The sequence below is a fragment of the Rheinheimera lutimaris genome, assembly GCF_013283795.1.
Classification (GTDB): domain Bacteria; phylum Pseudomonadota; class Gammaproteobacteria; order Enterobacterales; family Alteromonadaceae; genus Alishewanella; species Alishewanella lutimaris.
This window is the reverse complement of the sequence record NZ_JABSOD010000008.1, coordinates 67,553-90,614: the sequence shown is the minus strand read 5'-3', so window position 1 is coordinate 90,614 and position 23,062 is coordinate 67,553. Positions and strand designations below refer to the sequence as shown.

The window sequence follows — 23,062 nt, the reverse complement described above, 5'->3', positions numbered from 1 at the left end:
GCAGGAGCTGTGCTATGCGAATTGCCAGTTATGCGATTGATAAACAGGTAAATACCTGGCTGCTGATCATGTTGTGTTTGCTTGGTGGTTTATGGGCGTTAATCACTATTGGCCGTTTGGAAGACCCATCCTTTACGTTAAAAGAAGCCATCGTTATGACAGCTTACCCCGGCGCGACTGCTGCTGAGGTGGAAACTGAAGTCACTGAAAAGCTGGAGTCGGCTATCCAGCAGTTACCGCAGTTAAAGCGTGTTACGTCTAAATCGATGCCGGGCATGTCGGAAATTCGGGTAGAGATACAAGACAGATACGACGGTAGCGCCATGCCGCAAATTTGGGATGAATTGCGCCGTAAAGTTAACGATGCCCGGACAAGTTTGCCATCAGGTGCACAACAATCTGTGGTGAATGATGATTTTGGCGATGTTTTCGGTATTTTTTATGCCGTCACGGCCGGGGGATACAGCGACCGGGAGCTATTGGAATTAGCGACGTTTTTGCGCCGCGAAATGCTTACTGTACCTGGCGTAGCGAAAGTGCAAACCGCCGGTGAGCCGGAAGAAGCTATCTATGTTGAAATTTCGCATCAGCGCATGCTTGGCCTTGGCTTATCGCCGCAGTCAATCGTTGACACTCTGCAATCAGAAAATACTGTAACAGCCGCAGGCTCGCTGCAGGTTGATGACAAAAGAATACGGCTGGTGAGCCGGCCCGGCCTCGATTCCGTAAAGGCGATTGAAAATGTCCGTATTGGTAACCCGGGATCTACCGAGCAACTGAGTATCTTTGATGTTGCTACTGTCAGTCGTGAAAGAGCAGAAACGCCATCCATGTTGATCCGCTTTAACGGCGAACCGGCATTTACGCTGGCGGTGGCAGGCCAGAGCGATGCCAATATTGTTGACGTGGGCAATGCGGTAGATAAACATCTTGCCGGTTTGCAGCAGCAGATCCCGCTTGGTGTCACCCTGCATCCGGTGTATCAGCAGCATATTGTGGTTGATCAGTCGATTAATGATTTTATTGTCAATCTGCTGTTATCGGTGGTTATCGTGATTGCCGTACTATGTGTGGCAATGGGTTGGCGGGTTGGTATTGTCGTTGGTGTTACCTTATTACTCACAGTACTGGGTACTGTGTTCTTTATGCGGCTGTGGCAAATTGAAATGGAGCGGATTTCACTTGGTGCGCTAATTATTGCCATGGGTATGCTGGTCGATAACGCCATTGTTGTGGCAGAAACTATGTTGATCAATATGCAGCGTGGAATGCGTTCACGCCAGGCAGCCGGTGAGGCTGCGGCGCGGACACAAATTCCGCTGTTAGGTGCTACCGTGATTGGTATTATGGCCTTTGCCGGTATAGGTTTGTCGCCGGATGCCACCGGTGAGTTTTTATTCTCGCTGTTTGCGGTGATCGGCATATCGCTGTTGTTAAGTTGGGTATTGGCCATTACGGTCACACCGCTGTTTGGCCATTATTTGTTTAAAGTTAACGCGACAAACGCTGATACCGACCCTTATGCCGCCGGCTTTTATCAGCGTTATGCCGACTTGCTCCGGTTGGTGTTAAAACACCGGCTACTAACATTAAGTCTGTTGGTGGCGTTTACTGTCAGTAGTGTTATTGGTTTTGGTCAGCTTAAGCAGGTATTTTTTCCTGCTTCGAATACGCCCATTTTCTATTTAAATTATCATTTACCGCAGGGCTCGGATATTAATGCGACATCGCGTGATATCGCGCAAATTGAACAATTTGTGCAGCAGCAGCCTGAAGTAGTGTCGGTGAGCAGTTTTATCGGCGGTGGCGCCAGCCGTTTTATGCTGACTTACGCGCCGGAGCAGCCAAGTGCGGCTTATGGCCAGATGATTATCCGCACCCAACAGCGCGACGATATTCCGTTGCTGATGCAACGCTTAAGACAACATTTACCGGCACAACTGCCGGACGCTGAAATTTATACTGAGCAATTGATGTTTGGTCCGGGCTCTGGTGCCAAGTTGCAAGCCAGAGTGTCGGGTGCCGACGAAGCAGTACTGCGGCAGTTGGGCCGGCAAATTGCTAACATTATGCGTGAAAACAGCAATATTACAGATGTCAGGCAGAACTGGCGCCAGCGCGAGGTGGTGATAGCGCCCGATTTCAACGAAGAGCGGGCCAGAGTTGCCGGGGTTAGCCGTACAGATCTGGCGCAAGCGTTACAATTTGCCAGCAGCGGCATGCAAAGTGGTGTGTACCGTGAAAACGACCGGCAGATCCCGATAGTGGTGCGGCCACCTGCCAGCGAGCGTTTTGATGTAGACCGTTTAAATGACCGGATGATCTGGAGCGCCGCAGACAATACTTATGTCCCGATCACCCAGGTGATAGATGGCCTGATTACGCAAACCGAAGAAGCAAAGATCCAGCGCCGCAACCGGGTGCGGACCCTTACGGTCGAAGCTGAACCGGTAACAGGCGTAACTGCCGATCAAGCGTTAAAGCAAGTTCGGGCCAGTATAGAGCAATTGCCGTTGCCCGCAGGATATAAACTAAGCTGGGGCGGCGAATATGAAAGCTCAGCCGAGGCGCAGGCTTCGTTGGCCGGGCAATTACCGCTCAGCTTTATTGTGATGCTAATTATCAGTATTTTGTTGTTTGGCTCGTTAAAGCAACCGTTGGTGATCTGGTTAATTGTACCGATGTCTATTTGTGGTGTTACGGCTGGCTTAATGTTGTCTGGCTTGCCATTTGGTTTTACGTCGTTACTGGGCTTTTTAAGCTTGTCGGGTATGTTGATGAAAAACGCTATCGTGCTGGTAGATGAAATTGACCTGCAAATACAACAAGTGCCGGATAAAATTCAGGCCATAGTGCAGGCCAGCATGAGCCGGATCCGGCCGGTAATTCTGGCGGCACTGACCACTATTTTAGGTATGCTGCCACTGCTGTGGGATGCGTTCTTTAATAGTATGGCTGTTACCATTATGGGCGGTCTGGCGTTTGCCACCATACTGACGCTGGTGGCGGTACCGCTGCTTTATGCGATAGTGTTCCGTATTCGCAGCCAGTAATAACAGCCAGACCCGCTAACATAGCAAAGCCACCTGCGGGTGGCTTTGCTTTAGCCGCTGTCGGCGGTTATTGCACAATAAAATCAAAATAGCGGTCGGTGTATACCGGCGGCTGGTGGGTAAAGTGCCACCACTCCATGCTATATACTTTAAATCCCGCCGCCTGCATCAGGTCTTCCAGCAATTGCCGGTTGGCCTGCTGCGCAGCGCTGATGCCCGCTGCCCCCACATTAGATATCGGGTCAAACATATCAAAGGCTGAGCCCATATCAATTGGCCGCCAGTTGCCGCTGTTATCTTTCGCTGCCAGGGTTAAATCTATGGTGCTGCCACGGCTGTGGCCGGATTTTTCAGCAATATATTCACCCACCAGTTTATCTTTATCCAGATTGGGGTAATACCGCGCTTTAGTGGCGGTATCGTTTAAGTCACCGGCCCAGCGCATAAAGTGGTTTACCGCCCGTTGTGGCCGGTAGCAGTCAAATATCCACAGTGTGTAGCCTTTAGCCTCAGCGGCTTGCTGCACCTGCACCAGTGCCTGCGCGGCCGATTGCTGCAGGTAGCATTTATTGGCTTCGTAGCCGTCTACCTTAGTACCAACAAAGTTATTGCTGCCAAGGTAGGCCATACGTACCTGTGCCTGCGGCACCAGGGTGGCAATATCAAGAAAGTCGGCCGGTACTTCAGATTGTGGTTGTGTCACCGGTGTCGGCAAGATTGTGGCGCAGCCGGTTAGCAGTAACGCAGTGAGCGAGAGTGTTTTCATATCATAACCACTCCGGCCAGTAAGAAGGCTAACAATGCCAGTACACCGCAAAACAGTGCATACGGCAGCTGGGTTTTCACGTGTTCGAGTAAGTCGCAGCCGGAGGCTACCGAGCTTACCGCTGTGCTGTCGGAGATGGGTGAGCAGTGATCGCCAAACACCCCGCCGCTTAAAATGGCCGCCAGCACCAGCGATGGCGGCAGGCCGAGCAGCTCTACCATCGGCATGCCGATGGGGATTAAAATGGCAAAGGTGCCCCAACTGGTGCCGGTGGTAAACGAAATTAACCCGCCGGCCAGAAACAGCAGACATGGGATCAGTACCAGCGGCAGACTGTCGTTAACAATAGACGCAATAAAAGTACCGGTGCCCAGTAGTTTTAAACTGCTGCCCAGTGCCAGCGACAACAACACTATGGTAACCAATGGCAGCAGCTCGCTCATGCCTTTAAAGCCGATATCCACCAATTGCTGATGCTTAAAGCGTTTGCTGAACAACATCATGCAATAAGCCACCAAACAGGCCAGCGTAGTGGCGTACAGTACCGACTGAGAGCCAGAGCCCGACACCAGCCGGCCGTTACCGGTCATCAGCATAAAGCCCAGCATCGACGCCACCAGCGTAAGCAGCGGTACCAGCATAAAAGACGGGTGGCTGGGTTTAACATCAATTTCGCTATGCGCTGCCAGTGTGTGCAGCTCTTGCTCGGATTTACGCATCGGGCCATACACCTTGCCGGTAATAATGGTGTACAGCACCACTGTCAGGGTAAACAGCGCATAAAAATTCAGTGGTATAGTGCCAATTAACACGCTTACCGCGTTATCGCCCAGCGAATAGGTGCTGAGCAGGCCGAGGATATAAGCACCCCAGCCGTTTAGCAGAATAATAATACAAATCGGCGCACTGGTACTGTCGATAATGTAAGCCAGCCGTGCACGGCTCATCTTAAACTTGTCGAACAAGCCACGCGAGCTGATACCGGCGGTAAGTGAGCTGAGGTTAGACTCGATAAAGGTCACCGAACTGATAAAGAAGGTGAGTAAGCCGGCCTGACGCGGCGTTTTGGCAATGCCTTTTTCTACCAGCATTTTCACTGTAGCCGACACGCCACCGGAGTCACGCATATAAGCCAGCAAGCCACCGACCAACAAAGAGAACATTAAAATGCGGGCGTTATCGCCATCTTTGGTTACCGCGACAATACGTTCCAGCGTCTGAATACTGCCATCGAGCAATAACCCGGGGCCTGCGCCACCGGCCTGCATAAAAATCAGTAATTCGGCACTGCACAATGATAGCAACAGCGCGAGGATCACTTCTTTACGCCACAGTACAACGATAATGGCGACCAGCGCCGGAACTAAAGTTAACCAATCAGCCAAAATGGCCTCCTGTTATTATTATTGTGATTTGCGTTGCTGCTGAATAATTTATACCGGTTGTCCGGTTGGCCCGCAAGCCTTGCTGTGGCTTTTGCGATAAAACGGTGCTTGCGGCGGATGTGGCTTGCAATAGGTTTGACCGTTGGCAGATAACTTGCTTTTGTTAACAAAACTGCGCCATGCTTAGCCACACAAGATGTTACGTTACAGGTGTAATATGCCGCGCATAGTAATCTGGCTTCTGGCCGCGTTATTCAGTTTAACCACGGTGGTACAAGCAATGACATTCAGCAGTTTATCAGCACAGCAGTACAATGAGTTCAAACAAGCGGGGCTGGATAAACAACAACTGGTGCATAGCGATATTGCACCGCTGCTGGCACAGCATCAGCAAAATCCGCTATTCCGCTTTGCGCAAGCCGGTGAGTCGGCGCAGGGCACGCCTATATGGCAAATTGATATTGGTAGCGGACCGGTAAAAATACTGGCCTGGTCGCAGATGCACGGCGATGAGTCTACCGCAACCGCTGCGCTGATGGACTTACTGAACTTTATTGCCGCAGAGCAAAACAGCAACTGGCGCGCACAGTGGTTAAGCAAGGTAACGCTGCGGCTGCTGCCAATGGTAAACCCCGATGGCGCCTTGGCCGGCTCACGTTTTAACAGCATGGGTATTGATATTAACCGCGACGCCAAAGCCTTGCAGACGCCGGAAGGCCGTGTGCTGATGCAGGTGGCCAAAGCATTTAAACCGGATTTTGGCTTAAACCTGCACGACCAAAACAGGTTCTACGCGGTGGGGGACAGCAACAAGCCGGCGACTATTTCACTGCTGGCGCCGGCATTTAATGACGCAAAAGATATCGATGCCGCGCGCAAAAAAGCCATGCAGTTGATTGGTGATATGGCTGATTTGCTGGCCCGCGAACTGCCGGGCCATCTGGCCAAATACGATGATACCTTCTCCTGGCGCTCCTTTGGCGACACCTTCGCCGGTATGGGGATCAGCACCGTGCTGATTGAATCCGGCGGCTACCCGGTTGATGATACCCGCCAGGTCGCACGGCAGCTCAATACGCAGTTACTGCTGATGAGCATTGAAAGTATTGGCAGTGGCGCTTATCAGCAGCAGCCACTCAGCGCCTATCAGACCATACCCTTTAACCGTGACGGCGGTATTAAAGATGTGCTTATCGACAACATTACGCTGAAAGTAAATGGCCATAATGCACTGATTGACCTGGCGCTGGATCTGGATATCGACGGCAGCCGCCATGCACGTATCCGTGATATCGGTGATTTGTCTATATACGGCAGTTACCATCAGTTCGACGCTACAGGCCTTGAATACCGCGCACCCAAAGCCTACCCGCTAAGCAAGCCGTTAACGCTGGATAACGCCGGCTACCTGGCACTGCTGCGCGAAGGCTACAGCCACTTCAGTGGTGACAAAAGCTTATTAACCAACCACAGCGATTTGCCGCTGCTGGTTAATCCGCAAGGATTAGCCGGAGCAACACCGGCCAGACACCGCGCCGCCACCTTTTTACTGGTGAACGACAAAGGTGTGCAAATAGCGGTATTAAACGGCCAACTGCTGGCGCTCAGCAGCGGTAAGCTGCAGTAGCAAAAATGTTTGCTATACTGAGCAAGCTTTACACTAACACTTTGGAGAACAACATGAAATTTGCTGCATTGTTGCTAACGGTACTGCCATTTTCGCTGCTGGCAGCGGGCAACCAGGTAATACATTGCCAATCAGGCGAAGCGGTACGGGTAATCGAAGTCGCTTATCCGCAAGGTACAGAACTACCGTGCGAAGTACAGTACACCAAAGACGGTGAAACCCGGGTATTGTGGCGCGCCAGCACAGAAGCCGGTTACTGTGAAGATAAAGCGGCACAGTTTGCCGAAAAACAGCGTGGCTGGGGTTGGCAATGTGTTGCCACTGCCGGGAAAGCTCAAGCTGATGAGATAGAGCAGCCTGAGGCAGAAGAGCAGCCGCAGAACTAAGCGGCTGTCAGCTTACCGCGGCGGCTGCATCAAAGCGTTTTAACGGTAAAACGCTTCAACAGTACCTTTTACGGTCATTAACAATGGCTGGCCACGGCGGTCCAGCGCTTTAGGCGCGGCCGCTTTCACCCAACCTTCGCTGATGCAATATTCTTCCACATCAAACCGCTCTTTGCCGTTTAGTTTAATACCAATATCGTGTTCGAAAATTTCTGCCACATAGTGCGGGCTGCGCGGGTTAACAGAAAGGCGATCCGGTAACGCCGGGCGTGCGGCAGTGTCGTTTTTTGTTGTGTCGTTCATGGCTTAGCTCTGTAATAAATAAAACGTGCATCATTGTAGGCAAAGCCGGCATGCTGCTCAAGTGCGGTGGCAAGAAACAAACAAAAACGCACAGCAGGGCAGAAAATCATCTTTACCTGTGACATCTTTTGCTAATCCGCACAATCTGACTTTGGCTATTGCTTTTACGCAGCTTGCAACCGTTTCTTAGCAATCCATGTTTTATAATGCGCATCATAGTTAAATAACGCATCTACCGGGATGTCAAAAGTTCTGCTGATACGAACAGCCATATCCACTGTTAAATCAGAATCACCTTTAATTAATCTTGAAACAGTAGATTGTGAACAATCCATTTTCGCTGCTGCTTTACTGGCTGACAATTCGAGCTTCTCCAGATGTTTTGCCAGATAAGCGCCTGCTGATAACGGCTCTATTCCTGCTTTATCCATCAGCGACGTCAGGTTGAGTTTATGTTTCATATTTTCCTCCGTTATTGTTGCGTTTGCAGGCATCAAACTATCGTTACATTTAGCTGAATAGTGTTATTTCAGCATGGATGTCACCATCGTCATCCAGACTAACTTTCAAACAACCAAGAACTGCCTGAAAATTATCACGGATTAAAAAGGTGAACCCCTCTGCTGTTGCTGCTTCCAAGTCACCGTCCAACGATTTCATCAGACTGGACATGGTCGGATAATTCTCGATCTGTTCCAAAATCCGTAAAACTGATTCCACCGCAGGAGTAGGTAAGCTAAACAGTACACCCTCAAAAGAGTCATCAATGAATAGATCCATTGCGCTACGCCTTTGGCTGTTAAGTCAACCGGAGCTCTTGGTTAACGGATATCCGGTTTATTGATGGTTAGTGTATATGCGCATTGCGCATTATGCAATGCTTGATGCGCATTGATTTCAGCTGCATGACAACTGGCAGGAACGTCTTTATATCCATGCAGCCTTGGCGGTTTGGTCGCAGGCTAACGGCTCAGTTGTTGTTGCCACTTTGCCAGTGCATCCAGCTGCTTGCGCACCATGCCTTGGATTTTCTCGTCAATTAAATTGCCGTCGGTGTCAAAGCTGCCGGTAAAGGCATTGGCAAACACTTCCGGCTGGTTTAGCGGGTGCAGGTTTAAAAATACACATACCTGGCGCAGATGATACTGGGCACGGCTGGTACCCATGCCGCCGCCGGCACCCATAATGGCTACCGGTTTGCCGGTAAGCAGGTGGTTGTCGGGTTCACGCGAAGCCCAGTCCAGGGCGTTTTTCAGTGCCGGTGCCAGCGAGTAGTTATATTCCGGACAGCCGAATATCAGCGCATCGGCTTCTGCCATTTGCTTCAGCAATTGCTTTACCGCCGCCGGCTTTTCGGCCAAATCGGCATTATAAAACGGCACTTCTAACAGATCAGCCTGGTGAATTTTCATGCCATCCGGCGCATGGGCCTGCGCATAGCGCAGCAGGCCGCGGTTGGTCGATTTAGCGCGTAAGCTGCCGCAGATGGCCAGTACATTAATGCTCATTGTTTGCTCCGTGGTTTGCTTGAAAAGACTGTTCAGTGTAGTTGAGGTCGTGGCATTTATCATTGGTTCAAATTATTTGAATATTGAGCGCAAATTATTCCGCTTTTTCTGCTGTAACGCCGGCGCTATGCTGCCTGCGTAATGTGAACTTAATTCAGGAGCAACCAGATGTTTGATATCAGATATGCAGCAGATCGCGGTAAAGCCGATTTTGGTTGGTTACAAAGCCGCCATACTTTTTCCTTTGCCAGCTACTATGATCCGGCGCAAATGGGCTTTTCGGCGCTGCGGGTGATTAACGATGACAGAGTCGCGCCGGGTGCCGGCTTTGATACCCACGGCCATAAAGATATGGAAATTTTAAGCCTGGTGCTGAGCGGCAAAATTGCCCATAAAGACTCAGCCGGCAATACCGAGATATTACCTGCGGGTGAGTTTCAGTTAATGAGTGCCGGTCGCGGTATTTACCACAGCGAGTTTAATGCCAGTGAGCAGGATGAGCTGACCTTTTTGCAAATTTGGCTGCAGCCGAACCAACAGGGTGGCGAGCCGGGTTATCAGCAAAAAGACTTTGGCCAGCGCGACGGCTTAACCTTGATATTGTCGCCGGATGGCCGCGACGGCAGTTTAACGCTGCGCCAGGATGCGTTGCTGTATCAGTTGCTGCTGCCACAGGCACAGCAACAGACATATAGCATTGCAGCCGGTCGTAAACTGTATATTCACTTGATCAGCGGTGAGCTGGACGTAGCCGGCAATCAATTGCAGCCGGGTGATGGCATAAAAATCAGCAATGAAACCGCGCTGACATTAACAGCCGGCACGGCGGCCAAAGCGTTGATTTTTGATTTGCCATAACGGCAGTTGTCTTGCTGCTAAGCCGTGGCCGCTGTTATTCAGCTGCTATAAAGCCACTGCACACCAGTATAGCAATCAGATACTGCCGGCTGGCGCTGCAACTGCAGCCTTACCGGCGGTAAATTGCGCTAAGGAGACAAAACATGAACACCCGTTTAAGTATTATGGCCGTAACCGCATTACTGCTGTTGGCCGCTTGTGACAACACTACGCCAGGCAAAGTGCCGGCTAACACCCCGACTGCTGATGCTGCACCGGCAAATACCGGCGGCGCTATGGCCGATAGTGAACACAATGCGCGTATCAGCCTGGATTGGGCCGGTACGTACCAGGGCATGTTGCCCTGTGCCGACTGCGAGGGTATCAGTACCACTGTGGTGTTAAGTGGCGATGGCAGTTATCAGCTGAGCCAGGTGTATATCGGTAAGTCAGATCAACAGTTTAACAGCAGCGGTAAGTTTAACTGGAATGAAGCCGGTAATACGGTATTGCTGGAGGCGGATCAGCCGGTGCAGTTCTTTGTTGGGGAAAACCGGCTGTTTATGTTGGATCAACAAGGCAAACGCATAGCAGGTGAGTTGGCAGCGCGCTATAGCCTGAGCAAGCAGGAACCATCGGTACCTGCAGCTAATCAGGGATAAAGCAAATAAGGTTGACGTTGGCGGCGGAACTGTTTCAGTTCTGCCTGCCAGCCGGCACGGATCTCACTTTCGCTTAACCCTTGCTCTATCTGCAGGCGCAACCGGTCGGTGCCGGCCAATTTATCCATAAAACCGGCTGAACTAAACAATGTCTCGCCCTGCGCCTTAAATAACACCTGCCAACGCAGCAGGTATTGCAGGCTCAGCCCCTGTGCTTTTACCTGGCGTAAATCTTCACCCAGCAGCACTTTATCCATTAACGGCGGCGTTAAGGCGGCGCCCGGTGTCGATACCGGCATAAACTGAAAATTACCCGTGCTGAACTTGTCATAGCCGATAACCTGAAACGGAAAAGTTGTACCACGGCCGACACTAAGCGGCGTGGCTTCAAAAAAGCCCAGTGACGGATACAGTGCCACCGCCTGAGCATTGGGTAAGTTAGGGCTGGGTTTTACCGGCAGTGAATACGGCTGGCTGCGCTGATAACCGCTTAGCGGCACTACACTCAGCTGCAGTTGCTCAGCATTGTTTATCCAGCCTTCGCCTTTAATCATTTGCGCCAGCTCGCCTACTGTCATGCCGTGCAGCAGCGGAATAGGATGCATGCCAACAAAAGATTGGAATTTCATATCCAGTACCGGGCCGTCGACATAGGCACCGTTCGGGTTAGGGCGGTCCAGTACCAGCATGCTGACGCCGTGAGTTGCAGCAGCCTGCATCATATAGTGCATGGAGCTGATGTAGGTGTAGTAACGTACGCCTACATCCTGAATATCAAAAATAACCACATCCAGTTGCTGCATTTGCTCTGCGGCAGGCTGCTTATTGGCGCCATACAATGACCAGAGCGGCAGGCCGGTTTTGCTGTCGATGCCTGATTTTACGCTGGCACCGGCGTCATGATCGCCGCGAAAGCCATGCTCGGGCGCAAAAATACTCACCACATTAACGCCGTTGGCCAGCAACAGATCTACCAGATGTTGCTCACCCACCATCGACGTTTGATTTACCAGCAAGCCTACCCGCTTACCGGCTAACAGCGGCAGGTACAGGGCAGTTTGCTCTGCGCCGGTTTGCAGCGCCGGCGTAGTAGCAGGCTGTTGGCAGCCCGACAGCAACGCCAGGTAAATGCAGCATAACAATATGTAACGCATAGTGTCAGGCTTCCAATACTTTGCGGATAAAGCCCTGCTGCTGCGCCAACTGCTGCTTGCAGTGCGCGATGCTCTGGCCGCTGAGTAAATGCAAAATCGCCAGTTTGGCATTCATGCCGGCGGCATGCAGTGCCTGCTGTGCACTGTCGGCATCGCAATCGGTGGCTTGCATCACAATGCGCACGGCGCGGGCGACCAGTTTTTCATTGCTGGCGTGTAAATCGACCATCAGGTTCTGGTATACCTTGCCACTTCTGATCATGGCCGTGGTGGTCAGCATATTTAAAATCAGTTTTTGTGCGCTGCCGGCTTTCATGCGCGTTGAACCGGTAAGTACTTCCGGGCCTACTTCAGCACAGATACCGATATCGGCAGCACTGAGAATAGGCGCATTAGCGTTGCAGCTGATAGCCGCGGTTACGCAGCCGATACTGCGGGCATACGCCAGGCCGCCCAATACGTAGGGCGTGCGGCCGCTGGCGGCAATACCTACCAGAATATCTTTGGCGTTTAAACTGATGCGTTGTAAATCATCCACGGCCAGTTGCGGGTTGTCTTCGGCACCTTCTACTGCCTTATACACAGCACCGTCGCCACCGGCTATCAGTGCCACAACCTGTGAGGATGGCACGCTAAAAGTGGGCGGGCATTCTACCGCATCCAGAATCCCCAGCCGGCCACTGGTGCCGGCGCCTAAATACACCAAACGGCCACCGGCAGCGAAGGCGGTAACAATATGTTCTGCTACAGTTGCCACTTGCTCCAGACAGTTTGCTACGCTGTGCGCTACGGTTTGGTCGGCGGCATTAATGCGCTTTACTATTTCCAGTGCGGGTAGCAAATCTATGTCCATACTGTCCGGGCTGCGTGCTTCAGAGCTCATGTTATCCAGTTGCTGCAGCAGGTTGTCGCGTTGTTTATCCGTCATAGCGTGTTTCCGCAGTTGTGTGGTGTTAAGTGGTGTTGTGTTGCCAGAATAAAGGCTCCGTCCAGCGCACTGCCGCGTGCCGGTTGCAGCTGTGCCCGCAGGGCGTCCGGTAACAGCGGCATAGTGTCGCCGGCCAGACCGCCGAGCAATACCACCGGTAAGCGGTAATGTGCCAGGCCTTGTGTAATAAGCTGTGTTACAGCAGCGATTTGTTGTTGCAGCAGCTCAGCGGCCACAGCGCATTGCCGGCGGTATTGAAATACCAGCGGCGCTAAGGCTGCGAAATCATTGGGTTCCGCGCTTTTCAGCCAGGGTAATAACTGTGCCGCAGTGCTGCCGATTTTACCGGCAATCGCTTGCAGCAGCGGGCTTTGTATCCCGTCCAGGCTATCCACCTGCCACAGCAATTGCCGTACCGCCAGCTTGCCCAACCAGGCACCACCGGCTTCGTCACCGATATTAAAGCCCCAGCCGCCGATCTGTTGTTCCGTGCCATCCGGTAATAGACGCATTGCAACTGAGCCGGTGCCCAGAGCGACGACCAGTACCGGCTGGCCGAGGTTAGCGCCATACAGCGACGTATGGGCGTCGGTGGTAACAAATAAGCTGTGGTATAGCGGCGCCAGTTGCGCATGCGCCTGTTGCTGTTGTTGCGGGTTGCCGGCGCCGGCCAGTCCCATGACGACCCGCAGTTGTTTGCTGTCGACACCGGCCTCGCGGCACAGTGCGCTGCTTAATTGCATAATATTTTGCAATGCCAGGGCAAAATCATTGGTTAATGATGCCGGCCCGGCCTGCTGTTGCCATTGCTTGCCGGTGCTGGTATCGGTAAGCCGTGCTGCGGTTTTACTGCCGCCGCCATCAACGGTGAGGATCCACATAATTACTGCTCCCTTGTCGCAGGGCTGAGTTGTGCCGGACGGCCGCTAAGGCATACCAGGGTAGCGACGAGGCAACCCAGGCAAAGTTGCCAGGTAAAGCCTAAATCTATCGCGGCCAGTGTCGGGCTGAATTGCTGCAGAATATAGGGTTGCATGCACAGTGTCACGGCAAAGCCACTTAACAAGGCGGCAGTAACGGAATAGCGGTTACCGCGGCGGCTGAACAGGGCGGTAAAAAATACCCCTAATAAACCACTGTAGGAAAACACCATTACACTAAGCGCAAAGGCCAGTAGCGGCATGGCAGAATATTGTTGCCAGTAAAAACACAGAATAGCCATGGCTGACAGGACCACGGCCGTCAACAGCATACCGGCCTGGCCGGCGCGGACAAAATGCAGCTCTGAGGTGGCAGGGGCGCGGCGCATTTTCCACGGCTTGTACATATCGGCTACCAGCACCGATGACATAGAATTTAAGCCGGAGGTAATAGTGGATAAGGCCGCCGCTATCACGCCTACCACCACTAAACCACGCAGGCCGGAGGGCATTTCCTGCAGCACGTAATACATAAATACGGTAACTTTTTCCCCGCTGACACTGTCAGCAAAACCCTGCAGCGGTTGATACAAATCGGGACGCTGATAAAAGATATGCAGTAAAAAGCCAATTAAAATAAACACCAGCATTACCGGAATAACCAGCAGTGCAGAGCTTAATAAGGCGCGGGCGCCGGCTTTGCTGTCTTTGCAGGTTAGCACCCGTTGTGTCATGTCCTGGTCTAAGCCAAAGGCGGCGATATTTAACAGCACAAAACCGGTTAACGCCGACCACATATTAAACACGCCGCCGGAGCTGATATCTAAACGCCAGTCGAACAGCAGCAGCTTTGATTCTCCCTGCAGCGGATTGCTCAGCGCCTGTTGTATAGTGGCAAAATCCAGCCCCAGGCTGTTATACAGGTACCCCAGCACTAATAACGCAGCCAATACGTACACCGCGCATTGCAGGGCGTCGGTGTAAATTACCGAACGGATGCCGCCCATGACGGTACAGGCTAACCCGACTAAGGCCAGCAATATCACCGCTGTTACCACACTGCCGGCCTCAATATTGTTAAACAGCAACATGGCGACAGCCAGCGCGGCCATATATAGCCTGGCGCCGCTGGCAAATACGCGGCCGAACAAATACATTTTGCCGGCATGGTCTTTGGCGCTGGCACCAAAGCGCTGTTCCAACAGTTCATATACCGTGGTAACTTTTAACTGGTAATAGCGTGGCAGCAGAAATTTAATCACAATAAAGGTAGCGATTAAGGCACCGATATTGGTTGCCAGGTAGCTTAAATTGCCGCGAAAGCCCATGTCCGGCCCGCCGAGAAAGGTGGCAGCAGATTGCGATGTCGCCAGTACGGATATCGCCACAACCCACACCGGCATACTGTTAGCAGCAAGAAAATAGTCGTTGCTGCTGCCGGCTTTGCGTTGGTTAAAGTACCAACCGGCAAATGTCAGCACGATAAAGTAACCGCAGAATACGCTCCAATCGGCAAGGGTTAACTGCATTGTTGGCTTCCCGCAAGAAAATAATAACTTAACATAACACAGAGTTTAGCCTTCTGAGTAAATTATACATATAAAAAAATGTTGAACGAATAAATTATTTTTGTTGTACTGAGGCCTGCTTAGCTCAAAATAACAGGATGCCGCTGTGGCCTTGCTAAAATTCAGGATCAGTATGTTATGTATAACCCGTGCTTGCTCAGTGCTGTTGGCGGTGTTTGCTTTATCGTTACCGGCGGTAGCTATGGCAGTTAACCCGGCGGTAAAAGAACCCAACGTACGGCAGATGTTGGGGCAAAAGCTGATGCTGGACCTGCGCTATTACTGCGAACAGGCCCCGGTTAACGGCCAGTGTCGCACACCGATGACGCAACTGCCGCCGCAACTGGCCGCGCTGATCCGCGATTACGATATCGGTGGTGTGATCCTGTTTGCTGAAAACCTGCACAGCGTTGCGCAAATTGTGCAGTTGAACCGTGATTTACAAGCTGCCGCCGCTGCGGCCCCGCTTAAGTTACCGTTGTTTATCAGTATTGACCAGGAAGGCGGCCGTGTGGCCCGTTTGCCGCGTGGTTTAGCCACCTCTTTTGCCGGCAATATGGCCATAGGCGCCACCTATGCGGAACACGGCACTGCCTTTGCCGGCGAAGTGGGCAAAGTGTTGGCAGATGAATTATTAAGCCTTGGCATAAATTTGAATTTTGCCCCTACCATTGATGTGAACGTAAACCCGCAAAACCCGGTAATTAATGTGCGTGCTTTTGGCGAGTCAGCACAGCAGGTCGCTGAGCTGGGCGGTGCCATGACCGCCGCAATGCAGCAGCGCGGTATGATAGCGGCACTGAAACATTTTCCGGGCCACGGCGACACTGAGGTCGACAGCCATTTAGGCTTGCCACGGGTAGAGCACAGCATTGAGCAAATCCGCAATGTCGATTTACTGCCGTTTGCACAGATCATTAAGCAGCATCAGCCCGGCATGATCATGACAGCGCATATTCAGTATCCGGCGCTGGACAGCAGTACCTTTGTATCTAAAGCGGGGGAAACCATGCTGAAACCGGCCACGCTGTCACGCAAAATTCTGCATGGCGTGCTGCGTGAAGAGCTGGGCTACAGCGGTGTAATAGTAACCGATGCATTGGATATGGCCGGTATCAGTAAATTTTTTACGCATACCGAAGCGGTAGTGCAAACCTTTGCCGCCGGGGCTGATATAGCCTTAATGCCGGTGAAACTGCAACACCCGGGTGAGTTGAGTGCGCTGGCATCATTACTCAATGCACTGGAAACAGTAGTAAACAACGGCGCGATCGCTAAAGCGGAACTGAGAGATTCTTATCAACGCATAGTGGCATTGAAACAGCAATATCCGCTGTTGCCGGCACAGACGTCGATGGCCAAACAGATACAGCAGGCGCAGCAGACACTGGGCAATGCCGCGCATCGTCAAACTGAACTGGCATTGGCCAAAGCGGCAATAACTCAGGTAAAACCCGCTACGCCGGGCTGGCCGTTTAAACTTCGCGACAGCAAAAAGCTGCTGTTGATTATGCCGGATCAAATGAAAGTGCAGGCGCTGGCGGCAGCCTTGCAGCATTATAGTAACAACCATTTTGTTATTGACAGTATAAGCCTGCAACAAACCGATTTAACTCAGGCCGCAGCGCAAATTACAGCGGCAGATGTGGTGATCAGTGGCTTTATATCACCGATGCAAAGCCTGGCTGATATCGGCGGTATGGATGATTTAACCGGCGTAACCAATATTGCGGCCGCCTACCAGCGGCAAATGCTGCAGTACGAAGCCTTACTGCCGCAAATTAACGCACAGCAAAAACCGCATGTATTTTTAAGCTTGCGTGCTCCGTACGATATCAGCCGTTATGGCCAAGATGCCGATGTTGTGCTGGCAGCGTATGGCTATAACACGGCAGAGGACCCGGCCGCGATGGCGGCCGGTAACGCGGTTTACGAAGCGCTGGCGCAGGCCCTGTTGGGGCAGTACCGCTTAAGCGGTAAATTGCCGGTAACCGTTGCCGGCTATAACGACTAATGCTAAGCCTGTACCGGCGCTATGCCGATGCCATCTTAGCGGTATTACCCGGCAACCGCTTGCTGGCGCTGGATGCACTGCGTGGTTTAACCATCACAGCGATGATCCTGGTGAATAACCCGGGCAGTTGGAGCTATGTGTATGGCCCGTTACGTCATGCTGACTGGCATGGCTGGACACTAACCGACCTTATTTTCCCGTTTTTTATCGTTATTGTCGGCATGTCATTGCAGCTTAGCCTGCAGCGGCAAAGTGCTGTCGCCAACGCGGTGGTGATAAAGCAGGCCGCAATTCGCAGTATTAAACTGTTTGCGCTGGGGGTATTTTTAGCGCTGTTTTACTACAATTTCCGTGACCCGGCCTACAGTTATATTGAGCAAAAATTGCTGACGCTGCGCTGGTTGGGCGTGTTGCAACGCATTGGTTTAGTATACTTTTTCAGCGTGCTTATCGTGTTGTACTGCGGCACACGCGGTCGTATCGGCTGGCTGGTGGGGCTGTGTGCACTGTATCTGGCGGCTATGTGGTATTTACCGTACGCCGATGCGCAGGCTAATCAGTTCAGCGGCTTGTTGCTGTTTGGCAACAGCTTCGCTGCCTGGCTGGATCATAGCGTGTTGGGGGCCAGCCATGTGTACTACCGCAGTGCTACGCCGTTTGCCTTTGACCCGGAAGGCCTGTGGTCTACCTTGCCGGCGATAGCCAGTTGCTTAAGTGGTGTATTAATAGCGCAGTGGCTGCAAACTGAGCGCAGCCTGGTGCAGAAAATCCGCGGTTTGCTGCTGTGCGGCGTCATCGCCGTGTGGTTGGCCGAGCTGTGGCATTTTAGTTTACCGATTAATAAAAGCCTGTGGACGCCATCTTTTGTGCTGCTAAGCAGTGGTTACTGCGCCATTGCGCTGGCTGCCTGCTTGTGGCTGTGCGATGTAAAACGCTGGCGGCGCTGGAGTGCGCCCTTTGTTGTTTTCGGCGCCAACGCCATTTTATTTTTTATGTTTGCCGGGCTGGCCGCCCGCGCGCTGATGATGCTGTCGGTCGGTGATACTTCGCTGCACAGCTGGTTGTTCAGCGCGCTGTATCAGCCGCTGTTTGGCGACTACAACGGCTCACTGGCGTTTGCCTTAAGCTTTTTACTGCTGTCTTACCTGCTGATGCACTGGTGCTATAAGCGCGGTTATATTTTTAAAGTCTGAGTTTACGGCGCAGGATTTTCTGTTCTGCGTCGGCTTGTAATTTCCGGTGTAACCGGTTACAGTTATTTCTGTTGTGGATAAAAAGTATGCTAACCATCAGAGTTAGCTGCCACTAATGACAATAAAATCAACAGGAAAAACACCGCCATGCTTATCAGTATCCGGCTTAAGCTGTCGCTAATGATGTTTCTGCAGTTTTTTATCTGGGGTGCCTGGTTTGTCACTATGGGCACCTATCTGTCGCAGCGTTTTTCCGCCTCCGGTGCCCAAATGGGCATGGCGTATGAAACGCAGTCTATCGGTGCCATTATTGCGCCCTTTATTATCGGCCTGATTGCCGACCGCTACTTTGCTGCGCAGAAAATTCTGGCGTTGTTGCATTTGGCGGGTGCAGCCTTGTTATTCAGCGCAGCTTACAGCGGCGCCTTCAGCAGTTTTTACCCGTATATTTTGTTGTATATGGTGGTGTATATGCCGACGCTGGCGCTGGTTAATGCGATTAGTTTTCGTCAGTTGGCAGAAAAAACCGCGCAATTTGCCCATATCCGCGTGTTAGGTACCGTTGGCTGGATCACGGCTGGCTTGTTAATTGGCTGGTTTGGTTGGGAAGGCAGCCAGCAGTTACAGTTTACCTTTGTACTGGCTGCTGCTGCGTCTTTTGCTCTGGGTGTATTTAGCCTGGCGCTGCCGGACACTCCGCCGCAGGCGTCACAGCCGCGGCCAACTTTGCGGCAACTATTAGGCCTGGATGCACTGGCGTTGCTGAAAGATCGGGCTTATCTGGTGTTTTTTCTGGCCTCGGTGCTTATTTGTATTCCGTTGGCATTTTATTATCAGAACGCCAACCTGTACCTGAATGATTTGGGCATCAGCGGCGCCGCAGCAAAAATGTCGCTGGGGCAGATGTCTGAAATTGCCTTTATGCTGCTGTTGCCATTGTTTCTGCGTCGCTACGGCATTAAAGCTACCTTGTTAGTGGGTATGCTGGCCTGGGTGCTACGCTATGTATTGTTTGCTTACGGCAACAGCGGCGAACAGTTGTGGATGCTGTTTTTTGGTATTTTGCTGCACGGTATTTGTTATGATTTTTTCTTTGTCAGCGGTCAGATTTACACCGAACAAAAAGCCGGCCGTGAAATAAAAGCCGCAGCCCAGGGCCTGATCACCCTGGCGACTTATGGCGTAGGTATGTTGCTGGGATTCCGGCTGGCCGGTTATATCACCGATGTGCATCACAGCGACAGCGCTTATCAATGGTGGCAAATCTGGTTGATTCCGGCTGGAATAGCGGCGCTGGTCTTAGTGGTATTTGTATTAAGCTTTCCAAAGCAGCGCCGGGTGCAGGTTTAACAGCAGCGCAGCTACAGTAAGACAGAGCTATATTTTTTTTCGGTGTTGTAACCGGTTACAGCCACAAGTAGGGTTAAGAGGTGCTGATGGCACAAACAAAAGTCAGAATGGCAATGGTAGGCGGTGGTGAAGGGGCCTTTATCGGCGCCATCCATCGCATAGCCGCCAGGTTGGATAATCAGATTGAGCTGGTCGCCGGCTGCTTCAGCAGTAAGGTTGAGCGTAGCAAAGCGATGGCGGCACAGTTGGGCATCAGTGCCGCGCGTTGCTACGATTCTTATCAACAGCTGTTTGCTGCAGAAGCACAGCTACCGCCACAGCAGCGCATAGAGTTTGTCGCTATTGTTACACCAAATCATCTGCATTTCCCGGTGGCTAAAGCGGCATTGCAGGCCGGCTTTCATGTGTTGTCAGACAAGCCTGCTACCTTATCGCTGGCCGAAGCACAGCAATTACAGGCATTGGTGCAGCAAAGCGGTTTGCGTTATGGCTTAACTCATACTTATGCGGCTTACCCTATGGTGCAACAGGCAAGATTATTGGTGCAACAGGGCAGGTTAGGTACGGTGCGTCGGGTTGCGGTCAGCTATCCGCAGGGCTGGCTGGCGGATAAAGCCGACAGCGATGGCAGTGCTCAGGCACAGTGGCGGCTCGACCCCGCCCGCGCCGGCAGTAGTGGCTGTTTTGCTGATATTGGCAGCCATGCGTTTCAACTGGCGGAGTTTATCAGTGATTTACAGGTAACTGAGTTGTGTGCGGATTTGGCGACGGTGGTAGAAGGCCGGCTGTTGGATGATGATGGCAGCGCCTTGCTACGTTTTAATAACGGTGCGCGCGGTACGCTGCTGGCCAGCCAGGTCTGTGCCGGCATGGGAAATGCCTTACAAATTAGTGTTTATGGCGAGCTGGGCTCACTCAGTTGGCAACAGGAGCAGCCGAATCAGCTGTCACTGCAATTACGCGACCAGCCGCAGCAAATCTGGCAGGCCGGCAGCGACAATGCCTATCTGGCTGAACAGGTACGGACCTGGTGCCGCACTCCGGCGGGACACCCCGAGGGTTATCTGGAAGCTTTCGCTAATATTTATCGTGACTTTGCGCTGGCGTTACGCCAACCCGGTGCCGGCAGCCTGGCCGCAGGCATTACAGAGGCGGTGCGTGGCATGGCCTTTTTGCAGGCGGCTGTAGAAAGCAGCAAGCAAAATGCGGCCTGGGTAGCGATAGCAGAGCAACACACTTTTACAGGACAATAAACCGATGCTGACAAGCAAAATTAACGGGCCGGCTATATTTCTGGCGCAGTACCTGCCACCTGCTACTGAGGCATGTTCGGTGGAGGCTTTATTACGCTGGGCGGCAGAGCTGGGCTATAAAGGCGTGCAACTGCCGACCTGGGATAAACGCATTTTCGATCTGCAGCAGGCGGCGCAGAGCCAGCAATACTGCGACCAGTTGCTGGCATTATGTCAGCGCTATCAGTTACAAATCACCGAGTTATCTACCCATTTGCAGGGCCAGTTAATGGCGGTGCATCCGGCTTATAATGAGCTGTATCAGGGCTTTGCCCCGGCTGAGCTGCAAACTGAAGCACAGAAACAGCAGTGGGCGACAGAGCAGTTATTACTGGCGGCTCAGGCATCAAAGCGGCTGGGCCTGAACAGCCATGTTACCTTCTCCGGCGCTTTGCTGTGGCATACGGTATATCCCTGGCCGCAGCGTCCGGCCGGGCTGGTAGAGCAGGGCTTTGCTGAACTGGCGCGGCGTTGGCTGCCGGTGCTGGATGCTTTTGATGCGGTGGGCATTGATGTTTGCTTTGAGCTGCATCCGGGTGAAGATTTACACGATGGTTTGTCGTTTGAGCGTTTTCTTAACGCTGCCAACCAGCATCCGCGCGCCTGCATTTTGTATGACCCGAGCCACTTTTTGCTGCAGCAGATGGATTACCTGCAGTTTATTGATTTTTATCATCAACGTATCCGTGCTTTTCATGTTAAAGATGCTGAGTTCCGGCCGTCGGGTAAAGCCGGAGTTTATGGTGGTTACAGCAGTTGGCTGGAGCGGCCGGGCCGGTTTCGCTCCTTGGGCGATGGCCAGATCGATTTTACGGCTATTTTCAGTAAGCTCACGCAGTACGGCTACAGCGGCTGGGCTGTGTTGGAGTGGGAATGTTGTTTAAAACATCCGCAGCAAGGGGCGGCAGAAGGTGCGCCTTTTATCAGCAAGCATTTAATCTGCGTAGCAGAGCGGCCTTTTGACGACTTTGCCGGTGGCAGCAGCGATGCCGGTCGTAACCGGCGCATTCTTGGTTTAAGCGACTGAGATCTGGCAATTTATCTCAGTGCAGATTAAGGTACCACTAACACAGGATAAGACGACAGTAACATGACCACCATCAGGATTGTTTCCAAACTCGCCGGCGTGTCTACAGCGACCGTGTCGCGCACGCTGAAAAATCCTCAGCTGGTATCGCCTGATACGCGACTGCGGGTAATGCAGGCGGTACAAACTGCCGGCTACCGGCCAAACCAGTTAGCGCGTAATTTCAGCTCGGGCAAGGCCTATGCCGTGGTGGTACTGGTGCCTAACGTGGCTAACCCGTTTTTTTCCCGCGTTATTCGCGGTATCGAGCAGGAAGCCCAGGCCTGCGGCTATGCCGTGCTGCTGGGCGATACCCAGGGCAGTGTCAGCCGTGAGCAAGAATACGCCCGCATGGGCTTAACCAGTCAGGCTGATGGTTTAATTCAGCTCGACAGCCGCTACCCGTTTTCAGATGAAGACAGTCAACTGGCCAGCACAGTGCCCTTTGTAAATGCTTGTGAACGCATCACTGAGCCTGCCGGTTATCCGGTAGTGGAACTGGATAACAGGGGCGCTGCGCGGGCGTTGACGCAACATCTGCTTGATTTAAACCTGAAGCGGCTGGCTGTGATTACCGGCCCGGCCCGCAGCCCGATAGTACGCGACCGGCTGGCCGGCACCCAAGATGCGCTGCTCGGTGCCGGTTTAACGTTAAACCCCGCCGCGGTGGTTGCAGGTGATTTCAGTATGCAATCCGGTCATGATGCGGCGGCGCAGCTATTGCAGCAGCCAGAGCGGCCGCAGGCCATTTTTTGTATGAATGACGAAATGGCCATCGGTGCCATGAGCTGTATTCGTAAGCACGGCTTACGTATTCCGCAAGATATTGCTATCGCCGGTTTTGATAATATTGAATACGCCGGCTTTACCGAACCCGGCCTGACAACGATTGATCAACCGGCAGAGCAGCTGGGACGTCAGGCTATGCGTGCGCTGTACCAGCTGATGCAAGGCACGCCTTTGGCACAACAACATATGATGCTGCCATACCGGCTGGTGGTGCGCGACAGCACCGCGGCAATAACAGACAAAAAATAACCAATCCGGCTT

General features: G+C 52.4%; 21 protein-coding genes. 11 read left to right on the top strand and 10 right to left on the bottom strand.

Annotation, left to right across the window (positions count from 1 at the left end):
• The first annotated feature begins 14 nt into the window (after positions 1-14).
• Complete coding sequence (locus HRH59_RS10025; protein ID WP_173501132.1) at positions 15-3,053, top strand: efflux RND transporter permease subunit; 3,039 nt, start codon at positions 15-17, stop codon at positions 3,051-3,053.
• A gap of 67 nt (positions 3,054-3,120) precedes the next feature.
• On the opposite strand, the gene HRH59_RS10020 is transcribed toward HRH59_RS10025, so the two are convergent.
• Together HRH59_RS10020 and HRH59_RS10015 are read right to left on the bottom strand one after the other, a co-directional pair.
• Entirely contained in the window at positions 3,121-3,819 is a 699-nt protein-coding gene (locus tag HRH59_RS10020; RefSeq protein ID WP_173501131.1) for a M15 family metallopeptidase, read from the bottom strand.
• Positions 3,816-5,204 (bottom strand): Na+/H+ antiporter NhaC family protein, encoded by a 1,389-nt coding sequence (locus HRH59_RS10015; RefSeq protein ID WP_173501130.1) that lies wholly within the window; start codon positions 5,202-5,204, stop codon positions 3,816-3,818. The genes HRH59_RS10020 and HRH59_RS10015 overlap by 4 nt, the downstream gene beginning before the upstream one ends.
• Before the next feature lie 217 nt (positions 5,205-5,421).
• Between HRH59_RS10015 and HRH59_RS10010 the strand changes: the two genes are divergently transcribed.
• The gene (locus HRH59_RS10010) at positions 5,422-6,831 is read left to right on the top strand and encodes a M14 family zinc carboxypeptidase (RefSeq protein ID WP_231702451.1); all 1,410 of its coding nucleotides are present in this window, start codon (positions 5,422-5,424) and stop codon (positions 6,829-6,831) included.
• Positions 6,832-6,884: 53 nt separating this feature from the next.
• A complete protein-coding gene (locus HRH59_RS10005; RefSeq protein ID WP_173501128.1) occupies positions 6,885-7,217 on the top strand; it encodes a hypothetical protein in 333 nt (110 codons plus the stop codon).
• 39 nt (positions 7,218-7,256) lie between these two features.
• Here HRH59_RS10005 and HRH59_RS10000 read toward each other — a convergent pair whose 3' ends face one another.
• The 4 genes from HRH59_RS10000 to HRH59_RS09985 form a co-directional block, all read right to left on the bottom strand.
• Positions 7,257-7,520, bottom strand: a complete 264-nt coding sequence (locus tag HRH59_RS10000; protein WP_173501127.1) for a DUF3297 family protein — start codon at positions 7,518-7,520, stop codon at positions 7,257-7,259.
• Between the two features lie 164 nt (positions 7,521-7,684).
• Entirely contained in the window at positions 7,685-7,981 is a 297-nt protein-coding gene (locus HRH59_RS09995) for a HigA family addiction module antitoxin (protein WP_173501126.1), read from the bottom strand.
• A gap of 49 nt (positions 7,982-8,030) precedes the next feature.
• A complete protein-coding gene (locus HRH59_RS09990) occupies positions 8,031-8,300 on the bottom strand; it encodes a hypothetical protein (RefSeq protein WP_173501125.1) in 270 nt (89 codons plus the stop codon).
• Positions 8,301-8,482: 182 nt separating this feature from the next.
• Positions 8,483-9,028 carry an NADPH-dependent FMN reductase gene (locus tag HRH59_RS09985; RefSeq protein WP_173501124.1) on the bottom strand — a complete coding sequence of 182 codons (546 nt, stop codon included), beginning with the start codon at positions 9,026-9,028 and terminating at the stop codon, positions 8,483-8,485.
• A 168-nt stretch (positions 9,029-9,196) separates the two neighbouring features.
• Here HRH59_RS09985 and HRH59_RS09980 point away from each other — a divergent pair, with 168 nt between their 5' ends.
• Both HRH59_RS09980 and HRH59_RS09975 read left to right on the top strand, forming a co-directional pair.
• Positions 9,197-9,886: a pirin family protein gene (locus HRH59_RS09980; RefSeq protein WP_173501123.1), complete on the top strand. Its 690-nt coding sequence runs from the start codon at positions 9,197-9,199 to the stop codon at positions 9,884-9,886.
• A 143-nt stretch (positions 9,887-10,029) separates the two neighbouring features.
• The gene (locus tag HRH59_RS09975; protein WP_173501122.1) at positions 10,030-10,527 is read left to right on the top strand and encodes a copper resistance protein NlpE; all 498 of its coding nucleotides are present in this window, start codon (positions 10,030-10,032) and stop codon (positions 10,525-10,527) included.
• Here HRH59_RS09975 and HRH59_RS09970 read toward each other — a convergent pair.
• Genes HRH59_RS09970 through HRH59_RS09955 form a run of 4 tightly spaced genes read right to left on the bottom strand, consistent with a single transcriptional unit; the run spans position 10,518 to position 15,058 of the window.
• On the bottom strand, positions 10,518-11,681 hold the full coding sequence (locus HRH59_RS09970; protein WP_173501121.1) for an exo-beta-N-acetylmuramidase NamZ family protein: 1,164 nt from the start codon (positions 11,679-11,681) through the stop codon (positions 10,518-10,520). The two genes, HRH59_RS09975 and HRH59_RS09970, sit on opposite strands and share 10 nt — an antisense overlap.
• Positions 11,682-11,685: 4 nt before the next feature.
• Entirely contained in the window at positions 11,686-12,609 is a 924-nt protein-coding gene (gene murQ, locus HRH59_RS09965; RefSeq protein WP_173501120.1) for an N-acetylmuramic acid 6-phosphate etherase, read from the bottom strand.
• Complete coding sequence (locus tag HRH59_RS09960) at positions 12,606-13,490, bottom strand: BadF/BadG/BcrA/BcrD ATPase family protein (RefSeq protein WP_173501119.1); 885 nt, start codon at positions 13,488-13,490, stop codon at positions 12,606-12,608. The genes murQ and HRH59_RS09960 overlap by 4 nt, the downstream gene beginning before the upstream one ends.
• A gap of 2 nt (positions 13,491-13,492) precedes the next feature.
• Positions 13,493-15,058, bottom strand: coding sequence for a sodium:solute symporter (locus HRH59_RS09955; protein WP_173501118.1), 1,566 nt, complete (start codon positions 15,056-15,058; stop codon positions 13,493-13,495).
• Between the two features lie 172 nt (positions 15,059-15,230).
• Here HRH59_RS09955 and HRH59_RS09950 point away from each other — a divergent pair, with 172 nt between their 5' ends.
• From HRH59_RS09950 to HRH59_RS09925, 6 genes are all read left to right on the top strand, one after another.
• Entirely contained in the window at positions 15,231-17,111 is a 1,881-nt protein-coding gene (locus tag HRH59_RS09950; protein WP_218573494.1) for a glycoside hydrolase family 3 N-terminal domain-containing protein, read from the top strand.
• On the top strand, positions 17,111-18,304 hold the full coding sequence (locus tag HRH59_RS09945) for an acyltransferase family protein (protein WP_173501117.1): 1,194 nt from the start codon (positions 17,111-17,113) through the stop codon (positions 18,302-18,304). Before HRH59_RS09950 ends, HRH59_RS09945 begins: the two co-directional genes overlap by 1 nt.
• Positions 18,305-18,451: 147 nt before the next feature.
• Positions 18,452-19,654 carry an MFS transporter gene (locus HRH59_RS09940; protein ID WP_173501116.1) on the top strand — a complete coding sequence of 401 codons (1,203 nt, stop codon included), beginning with the start codon at positions 18,452-18,454 and terminating at the stop codon, positions 19,652-19,654.
• Positions 19,655-19,740: 86 nt separating this feature from the next.
• Positions 19,741-20,907, top strand: a complete 1,167-nt coding sequence (locus HRH59_RS09935; RefSeq protein WP_173501115.1) for a Gfo/Idh/MocA family protein — start codon at positions 19,741-19,743, stop codon at positions 20,905-20,907.
• A 4-nt stretch (positions 20,908-20,911) separates the two neighbouring features.
• Positions 20,912-21,973, top strand: a complete 1,062-nt coding sequence (locus tag HRH59_RS09930) for a sugar phosphate isomerase/epimerase family protein (protein WP_173501114.1) — start codon at positions 20,912-20,914, stop codon at positions 21,971-21,973.
• A 63-nt stretch (positions 21,974-22,036) separates the two neighbouring features.
• The gene (locus HRH59_RS09925; protein WP_173501113.1) at positions 22,037-23,050 is read left to right on the top strand and encodes a LacI family DNA-binding transcriptional regulator; all 1,014 of its coding nucleotides are present in this window, start codon (positions 22,037-22,039) and stop codon (positions 23,048-23,050) included.
• Positions 23,051-23,062 lie beyond the last annotated feature (12 nt).

Excerpts from the sequence above, each read along its gene's own strand:
- HRH59_RS09960 (WP_173501119.1), bottom strand. The coding sequence starts at position 13,490 with ATGTGGATCCTCACCGTTGATGGCGGCGGCAGTAAAACCGCAGCACGG.
- HRH59_RS09955 (WP_173501118.1), bottom strand. The coding sequence starts at position 15,058 with ATGCAGTTAACCCTTGCCGATTGGAGCGTATTCTGCGGTTACTTTATC.
- HRH59_RS09930 (WP_173501114.1), top strand. The coding sequence starts at position 20,912 with ATGCTGACAAGCAAAATTAACGGGCCGGCTATATTTCTGGCGCAGTAC.
- HRH59_RS09925 (WP_173501113.1), top strand. The coding sequence starts at position 22,037 with ATGACCACCATCAGGATTGTTTCCAAACTCGCCGGCGTGTCTACAGCG.
- HRH59_RS10025 (WP_173501132.1), top strand. The coding sequence starts at position 15 with ATGCGAATTGCCAGTTATGCGATTGATAAACAGGTAAATACCTGGCTG.
- HRH59_RS09940 (WP_173501116.1), top strand. The coding sequence starts at position 18,452 with ATGCTTATCAGTATCCGGCTTAAGCTGTCGCTAATGATGTTTCTGCAG.
- HRH59_RS09980 (WP_173501123.1), top strand. The coding sequence starts at position 9,197 with ATGTTTGATATCAGATATGCAGCAGATCGCGGTAAAGCCGATTTTGGT.
- HRH59_RS09935 (WP_173501115.1), top strand. The coding sequence starts at position 19,741 with ATGGCACAAACAAAAGTCAGAATGGCAATGGTAGGCGGTGGTGAAGGG.
- HRH59_RS09975 (WP_173501122.1), top strand. The coding sequence starts at position 10,030 with ATGAACACCCGTTTAAGTATTATGGCCGTAACCGCATTACTGCTGTTG.
- murQ (WP_173501120.1), bottom strand. The coding sequence starts at position 12,609 with ATGACGGATAAACAACGCGACAACCTGCTGCAGCAACTGGATAACATG.
- HRH59_RS10005 (WP_173501128.1), top strand. The coding sequence starts at position 6,885 with ATGAAATTTGCTGCATTGTTGCTAACGGTACTGCCATTTTCGCTGCTG.
- HRH59_RS09970 (WP_173501121.1), bottom strand. The coding sequence starts at position 11,681 with ATGCGTTACATATTGTTATGCTGCATTTACCTGGCGTTGCTGTCGGGC.
- HRH59_RS09985 (WP_173501124.1), bottom strand. The coding sequence starts at position 9,028 with ATGAGCATTAATGTACTGGCCATCTGCGGCAGCTTACGCGCTAAATCG.
- HRH59_RS10000 (WP_173501127.1), bottom strand. The coding sequence starts at position 7,520 with ATGAACGACACAACAAAAAACGACACTGCCGCACGCCCGGCGTTACCG.
- HRH59_RS09945 (WP_173501117.1), top strand. The coding sequence starts at position 17,111 with ATGCTAAGCCTGTACCGGCGCTATGCCGATGCCATCTTAGCGGTATTA.
- HRH59_RS10010 (WP_231702451.1), top strand. The coding sequence starts at position 5,422 with ATGCCGCGCATAGTAATCTGGCTTCTGGCCGCGTTATTCAGTTTAACC.
- HRH59_RS09950 (WP_218573494.1), top strand. The coding sequence starts at position 15,231 with ATGTTATGTATAACCCGTGCTTGCTCAGTGCTGTTGGCGGTGTTTGCT.
- HRH59_RS09995 (WP_173501126.1), bottom strand. The coding sequence starts at position 7,981 with ATGAAACATAAACTCAACCTGACGTCGCTGATGGATAAAGCAGGAATA.
- HRH59_RS09990 (WP_173501125.1), bottom strand. The coding sequence starts at position 8,300 with ATGGATCTATTCATTGATGACTCTTTTGAGGGTGTACTGTTTAGCTTA.
- HRH59_RS10020 (WP_173501131.1), bottom strand. The coding sequence starts at position 3,819 with ATGAAAACACTCTCGCTCACTGCGTTACTGCTAACCGGCTGCGCCACA.